The 6,196-nt window shown below is 56.2% G+C and carries 7 protein-coding genes; all 7 read right to left on the bottom strand.

Annotated features, from left to right (window positions below):
* Positions 1 to 64 precede the first annotated feature (64 nt).
* The 7 genes from pstB to WC859_03600 all read right to left on the bottom strand — a co-directional run bounded on the left by pstB (position 65) and on the right by WC859_03600 (position 6,119).
* A complete protein-coding gene (pstB, locus tag WC859_03630; GenBank protein MFA5975238.1) occupies positions 65 to 853 on the bottom strand; it encodes a phosphate ABC transporter ATP-binding protein PstB in 789 nt (262 codons plus the stop codon).
* A 59-nt stretch (positions 854 to 912) separates the two neighbouring features.
* Entirely contained in the window at positions 913 to 1,758 is an 846-nt protein-coding gene (gene pstA / locus WC859_03625; GenBank protein MFA5975237.1) for a phosphate ABC transporter permease PstA, read from the bottom strand.
* Between the two features lie 130 nt (positions 1,759 to 1,888).
* Positions 1,889 to 2,869, bottom strand: coding sequence for a phosphate ABC transporter permease subunit PstC (gene pstC, locus WC859_03620; GenBank protein MFA5975236.1), 981 nt, complete (start codon positions 2,867 to 2,869; stop codon positions 1,889 to 1,891).
* A 57-nt stretch (positions 2,870 to 2,926) separates the two neighbouring features.
* The gene (gene pstS, locus WC859_03615) at positions 2,927 to 3,943 is read right to left on the bottom strand and encodes a phosphate ABC transporter substrate-binding protein PstS (GenBank protein ID MFA5975235.1); all 1,017 of its coding nucleotides are present in this window, start codon (positions 3,941 to 3,943) and stop codon (positions 2,927 to 2,929) included.
* 10 nt (positions 3,944 to 3,953) lie between these two features.
* Positions 3,954 to 5,171 carry a putative porin gene (locus WC859_03610; GenBank protein ID MFA5975234.1) on the bottom strand — a complete coding sequence of 406 codons (1,218 nt, stop codon included), beginning with the start codon at positions 5,169 to 5,171 and terminating at the stop codon, positions 3,954 to 3,956.
* 154 nt (positions 5,172 to 5,325) lie between these two features.
* Complete coding sequence (locus tag WC859_03605) at positions 5,326 to 5,496, bottom strand: hypothetical protein (GenBank protein MFA5975233.1); 171 nt, start codon at positions 5,494 to 5,496, stop codon at positions 5,326 to 5,328.
* 170 nt (positions 5,497 to 5,666) lie between these two features.
* Positions 5,667 to 6,119, bottom strand: coding sequence for a cysteine rich repeat-containing protein (locus WC859_03600; protein ID MFA5975232.1), 453 nt, complete (start codon positions 6,117 to 6,119; stop codon positions 5,667 to 5,669).
* Positions 6,120 to 6,196: the final 77 nt, after the last annotated feature.

The following is a 6,196-nucleotide window of genomic DNA, read 5'->3' as shown; positions in this document are numbered from 1 at the left end:
AGGCTTCCCATGTAGAGAATCCGTTCTTTCAATTGCTGTAAATCCTGATCAAAATGACGTTCCATCAGCCGAACCTCCCTGTGATGTAATCTTCCGTCCGTTGGTCGGTAGGCGTGGTGAAAATTTTCTGCGTCTTGTCGCATTCGATCAGTTCACCCATCAGGAAAAAAGAGGTGTCTTCCGACACGCGCGCCGCCTGCTGCATGTTATGGGTCACGATCACAATCGTATAATTCTTCTTCAAATCTAGAATTAATTCTTCGATTTTCGCCGTGGCGATCGGGTCCAGCGCCGAACACGGCTCATCCATGAGAAGGACTTGCGGACTTACCGCCAGAGCCCGTGCGATGCAGAGCCTCTGCTGCTGACCTCCGGAGAGCCCCGTCCCCGGCTTATGAAGGATATCTTTGGCTTCGTCCCATAGCGCTGCCCGGCGCAGGCTCTCCTCCACAATCTGTTCAAGCCGGTGCCGATCCCGGAAACCATTCAAGCGCAAACCCGCGGCGACATTCTCAAAAATGCTCATCGTGGGAAAGGGTTGCGGTTTTTGAAATACCATGCCCACTTGCCGGCGAAGCAGCACGGGGTCCATTTGCTGGATGTCCTGGCCCCGCAGGAGGACCCGGCCTTCCATGCGCGCGCCCGGGACGACCTCATGCAGGCGGTTCAGGCACCGGATAAACGTGGATTTGCCGCAACCCGACGGCCCGATGATGGCCGTGACCTGCCGCGCTTTCATGCGCAGGCTCACCTGATTAACCGCCTGCTTGGTCCCAAACCAGGCGGACAGGTTTTCTGCGTCTAAACCATAGGCAACAGCCTCCGGTTTAGCCGTCGGGGCAATTACTGGCATTGAAATGGTCACCTTCTTCGCCGAAGCGTCCAAAGCTGCTGGCATAACATTCTCCTCCGTCAAGATGTGAGTCCTCTGCGCATGATCCAGCGGGCGCCGATATTGGCCGACAGAACAATCATGAGTAAGACCAAAGCGGCTGCCCACGCCTGCTGGTTCCAGTCCTTGTACGGAGCGATGGCGTACGTGTAGACCATGACGGGAAGGGCGGAAATCGGATTCAGCCAGCCGGAGCTCCAGTAACGGTTCCCAAAAGCGGTGAAAAGAAGAGGGGCTGTTTCTCCCGCGACCCGCGACATTGCCAGCAGATTACCCGTCAACACTCCCTTGATGGCGGTCGGCAGCACCACAAAACAAATCATTTTCCACTCGGGCAGCCCGAGAGCCAGCGCCGCTTCGCGGACGCCGTTGGGAACGAGTTTCATAAATTCCTCTGTGGAGCGAACGGTGATGGGGATCAGCATGACGCCCAGCGCTACGCCCCCGGCCAGCGTGGAAAAATGCCCCATCGGCAGAACGATGATCGTATAAGCGAAAATCCCCATGACGATGGACGGTACGCCGTTAATGACATCGGCCGCATACCGAACCAGAAAACCAATTTTGTTGTCCCCGAACTCCGCCAGGTAAATTCCGCCCATTAAACCGAACGGTATGCCCAGGCCCCCGGCCAGGAGGAGCAGTTTGAGCGTCCCGGCGATCGCATTGGCCATACCGCCGCCGGCTTCGCCGACCGGCTTCGGCAATTTCGTAAAGAAATCCAAGCTGAGGGAGGAGGCCCCGTGAAACGTCACATATCCGAGCACAAAAAAGAGGATGGCCAGCGTAAAAATAGCACAGCCGGCGGTCAGGCTGAACGCCGCCGTATTCACCCATTGCCGCCGCTGATAATTGTGGCTGATCATAAAACCGTCATCCCCCGCGGGTTTTGGCGGGGGATCCAGAGATCTTCAGAGCAAACTTGAACGGCATGATAGATTCCCCGCCAGTGACTGCGGGGAATGACGAGAGAGGGTCCCGATGTGTTCTGAATCTTCATGAGGTTTTAAGCCTCAACAGCATCAGCCGCGCGATGCCGTTGACCAGAATCGTGATGACGAAAAGGATCAGACCAATCTCGATCAAGGTGTGTACGTAAAGATCCGAGGTCGCTTCCGTAAACTCGTTGGCGATCACCGCCGCCATGGTGTACCCCGGGGCAAAGAGCGATGCCGAGATGTCCGGCCGGTTCCCGATCACCATGGTCACCGCCATGGTTTCACCCAGGGCGCGTCCGAGCGCCAGAAAAATCGATCCCAGAATGCCCGCTCGCGCGTACGGCAGAACGGTCATGCGCACCACTTCCCAGTGCGTGGCCCCCAGCGCCATGGCGGACTCCTTTAATTCGCGAGGCGTCGAGAGCAGCACCTCTCGAGAGATGGTGGCGATAAAAGGAACGATCATAATGGCCAGAACGATCCCCGCGCTCAGCATTCCGACGCCGTAAGCAGGTCCTTGAAACAAGGGCAGCCAGCCCAGCGTTCCGGCCAGCGTTGGCTGAACGACCTGGCGCATCAGAGGCACCAGAAAAAAGATGCCGATCAGGCCGTAAACGACACTCGGAATCGCCGCCAGCAGCTCGATCAGGAACGAGCACGTCTCGGAAAGACGGCGGGGAGCCAGCTCCGCCAGAAAAATCACGATGCCGATCCCGAGCGGGACGGCAATAACCAGCGCCAGCGCGGAGGAAACCAGGGTCCCGTAAATGAACGTCAATGCCCCGAAGTTCTCGGCCACGGGGTCCCATATTTTTTTGCCAAGGAAAGCCCAGCCAAAAGCGCGGCGCGCCAGAACCGACGAATGGAAAAGCTGCCAGGCCATCCCCGCGGCAATGGCAAGAATACTCAGCGCGAACAGTAGAGTCAGCCCGCGGAAAATCCAATCGCCTAATCGGATTGAGTTCCCGCTGGTTTCGGAGTGGCTCATCGGGGTTGGCGGTTGAAAATCGATTTGAGGTGTCAGGGTTGTTGGTGTCATATGGATACGAAACGAACTCCCCACCCCTGCTTTTCGGCAGGGGTGGGGAGGCGTGTCTTAGACTTTGATCTTTTTAATGGCGGCTTCCACTTTAGTTGATACCTCCGCCGGCAGGGGCGCATACCCCAGCTCTGGCGCGAATTTCTGGCCATCCTTTAACATCCAATGAAGGAAGTCCACGAGTGCCTGCCCCTTCTGTTTATCCGACTGACTGGCATAGATCAGCAGCCAGGTGAAGGTCGAAGCCGGATAGGCCTGCGCTCCGTCGGCGTTGGTGATGGAGACCCGGAAATCAAACGGCATTTTCGCCGAAGCCGCTGCCGCGGAGATGGTTTCCTCCGAGCAGTCGACAAAGTTCCCGGCCTTGTTCTGCAGTTTCCCGTAGAGGATGCTGTTGTGCTTGGCATAGATCAGCTCGACATACCCGATGGTGTTCGGTGTCTGTTTGACCAGCCCCGCCACCCCTTCATTGCCTTTGCCGCCGAGCCCCACCGGCCAATTCACTGATGTGCCCCGGCCTGCCCGCGTGACCCACTTGGAACTGATTTTGCTCAGGTAATCCGTCCAGCAGTAAGACGTGCCAGAACCATCGGAGCGATGTACTACAACGATGGGGGCCGCCGGAAGTTTGACTCCGGGATTGGCCTTCTGGATTTCCGGGTCATTCCAGTTGGCAATGTCGCCCAGGAAGATGCCGGCGATCGCTTTCTGAGTAAAACTCAGCTTTTCCGTGACGCCTTCGACGTTGTACGCCGGGACCACGCCGCCCAGGACGGTGGGAAAATGCAGCAGCGTTCCCTTGGCCGCCTCGAGTTGAGCGTCTGTCATCGGACCATCGGTCGCGCCGAAGTCAACGGTCCGGGCAGAAACCTGCCGGATGCCGCCGCCGGATCCGATCGACTGGTAGTTGAACTGAATGTCCGGATGCGATTTATGGTATTCGTCGAACCATTTTGAGTAGATGGGGAAGGGAAATGTGGCTCCCGCTCCGTTGATGAGCAGCGCCTCCGCCCAGGCGGTCGTGCCGCTCATCACCATCAAGCCTGCTAAAAGACTCCCGAGTAATTTCTTCATAAACATTCTCCTAGAATTTCACGACAACGTCAGCCTGGAAGCGGTTGATGTCGCCGAAGTTGTTGTGTGTGGCGCCGAAGGGGGTCGAGCTGTTGAGCTCGGGGTTCAACTTCGATGTGATGAAGTATTTCCCCTGCACCGTCACATAATCGCGGACCGCGTACGCCAGCCAGAAGATATGCCCTTTCCGGTTGGTCCCGCCGTTGCCGAAGTCGGAGTCGGCCCAGTCGGAGATCGTGGCATTCGCCTGGAGCCATTTGCGGAAGTAGGCGAACTCCCAATTCCCCTGGGTTTTGGCTTTTCCGACGACGAAGCCGACTTGATACCCCTGGGTCTGACCGTTGGCCTTGGCCGCGGCCAGCAACGCATTCCCTGGAGCCATGTTTTTAACGTAGTCTCCTTGAACGGAGAGCGGCAGCGGGCCGACATGCGTCGCCAGTTCAGCGGTCAGATCGATGATTTGGAAGGCGCTGGCCAGCTGGGCTGAACCCGCTACTCGTGTATTGGCTTCCTGGATGTTGGCGGAGTCTGCGGCGGCGGTGGAAAGGAACACGCCTTTACGTTCATTGATAAAACCGTAATAGGTGATTCCAAACCGTGCTGTTGTGTCCTCTGCCAGTTTGGTGTTTGCACCGATCTGATGCGCGAACACCCAGGGATCACCATTGGAAGAACTGCTCTCGTTGATTGGAAGCTGGGCGAAGTTGGCGAACAACGACAACCGGTCTCCTGCCGGAAGCGTGAGCTGTTCCGCATAGCCTTCCGGATTGATGTCTCCGTCCCACATCACGTCGGAGCTGTAGGTCCGCCAGATGGGGTTCGGCATGCGGCCGCCCGTAAGCTTAAGGCTTTCAAGAGCCTTCCATTGGACATACGCCTGATCAATATAGAGCCCTTTCTGGTTGAAGGCGTTTCCAAATGTCTGGTTCGTGGAGGTCTGCTCTCCCGTTCCCGAAGCAATCTTGAACCCTGCCGTGAAATCCTGCAGTTGCCCGGTCACGCCAAAACGCAGCCGGAAGCGCTCCCGGTGCCGGTCCACGGCGTTGACTCCCTTATTAAAGAAGTCTTCGTGACGCACACGGAGATCCCCCCCGAACTTCAATTGATCTGTTGCTTTTTCTCCTACAAAGGCTGTATCTGCGAAGACCTGCCCGATAATTCCAAGACCCAGCCACAAAACCATCAAGAATCCAAAACTCTTCCTTAAACGACTCACTCGGCTAGACATTTCTGTACTCCTCCTTGTAATTTGTTTTCAGTTTGAATTGAAAATGGACGGGTGGCACCCAAGAAAAGGGGAAAGGGAGCCACCCGTCCAATTGATTTCCGTTGTGATACATCACGGCCCCTTTTGAAAAAATCGTGAGGGGAGAACCCCTCGTTCATGCCGCTTCGCGCAAACGTCGCAAGCTTTGCTCCACAGCCCGGAGTCGCCAGGACAACGTTTCTTCGCCCATCTGCTCATTTTCGATGTCGTCGATCACGCATCCCAGGGATTCAATGTGTTTCCGGATGCCGGCCGACAGGTTGTCTTTTCTCGTCTCAGTCACCATACCAGTGACCTCCTTTTTTCGTTTTTTATTTGACCGTATTTTAGGGAATGAAGAGGGTGAAACCTATAGCGGGCAGGTAAAACATGCGTGACGGCCGCGTGACAATAAAGAACCGCCGCTTTCTCGCTGTCGCGGAAAAGCGGCGGTGAATAATGTGACGAAACGCTGGCTTATTTTTCGGCGGGAGGGGTGCCGGGGGCCGGGGGGGTGGCCGCGTCGCCCTGGCGCGGACGCATCATCTTCCGGTTCTTGCCCATCTCCTTGCGGCAGGCCGCTGACAGGTCAGGGGCATGCGCTTTCAGGCAGTGAACGATTCGTCCTTCTCCGGGTTTGACGTCAGAACAAAATTTCTGGACGTCAGCCTGACAGACTTTTTTGACTTCATCAGCCCTTTCTTTGACGCGTTCTTTGACCTCCGCAATGTTCTGTTTACATGCCGCAGAGAGTTCGGCTTCATGTTGATTCAGGCACTGGCGCGACTCTTTCCCTTTCACTCCGGGGCAGAGTTTTTCCATATCGTCCCGGCAGGCTCCTTTGGTATAGGTGAAACCGGGTTGTGAAAGACAGGCCATTCCAACAAAAGCCAGCATCAATGTGCCGGCGACGAGCTGTTTGCGGTTCATAAAAGAACTCCTTTTCTCATAGGATGACAACCATAAGCATTAGACGGTTCTACTTCCCAAAAGGTTCCTTATTTTCT

The organism is Elusimicrobiota bacterium, from assembly GCA_041660185.1.
In the GTDB taxonomy this organism is placed as follows: domain Bacteria; phylum Elusimicrobiota; class Elusimicrobia; order 2-01-FULL-59-12; family 2-01-FULL-59-12; genus JBAZWU01.
This window is presented reverse-complemented; position numbering and strand designations above follow the sequence as displayed.